Source organism: Endothiovibrio diazotrophicus, from assembly GCF_054657215.1.
In genome coordinates this window covers 1-709 of sequence record NZ_BAAHXB010000293.1, presented here as the reverse complement: position 1 = coordinate 709, position 709 = coordinate 1, and the positions used below count along the sequence as shown (strand labels likewise).

Annotated in this window: 1 pseudogene; it reads right to left on the bottom strand. The window is 60.8% G+C overall.

Annotated elements, in window-relative coordinates:
* Positions 1-279: 279 nt before the first annotated feature.
* Positions 280-709: pseudogene (locus ACYQ2W_RS26495) on the bottom strand (DEAD/DEAH box helicase); the annotation flags it as partial.

Sequence of the window (709 nt, the reverse complement as noted above, 5' to 3'; positions counted from 1 at the left end):
GTAGGACATTTAGAGAGCAGCAATGCCCAGCACTATGGCATCACCAGATTCGCACAATTTTAAACGATAATTCTTTGTTCGGATGTAGGAAAATGCTGAATAAATGTAAGATTTATCTTACTTTTTCCGCTTTTCTGTGAAGGGGATATGCGGACCAAGAAGGCAAGTATCACCCGATGGCCGAGGTTTGATCGACCGACTTAAAAAGGAAAAGGCCCCAACCACCAACCGGTGATCGGGGCCTCAAGCCGGGAGACCGCTCCGCGATCCCCACTCACGCTACGCAACCAACCGCCGCGCCAACTCCACCTCGACGCTCTCCCCTCCCTGGTTGAGCACATCGAGGCCGCTCTCCGGCATGTCGCCCGAGGTGCTTTGCGAGACGGCGATCTTCTTGGCCATCAGCTCCAGGCACGCGGTCTGGGCGGTCTCCCGGTAGCCGAGAAAGATCACCTGCACCGGCTCCTCCTGGCCGATCCGCCACGAGCGGCGGGCGGCCTGTTGGAGCGTGTAGACGTTGTACCCCGTCTGGAGGAAGACGATCGTCGGGAAGGCCAGCAGATCGAGCCCGGTGCGCACGAGGTCGGGGTTGGTCACCACCACCTCCACGCCCCGCTCCACCTGGTCGGCGATCCACTCCTCCCGGCGGTCGCTCTTCACCGTCGCCCGCAGCACCGCTACCGTCAGCCCCGCGTCCTCCAGCAGCCCC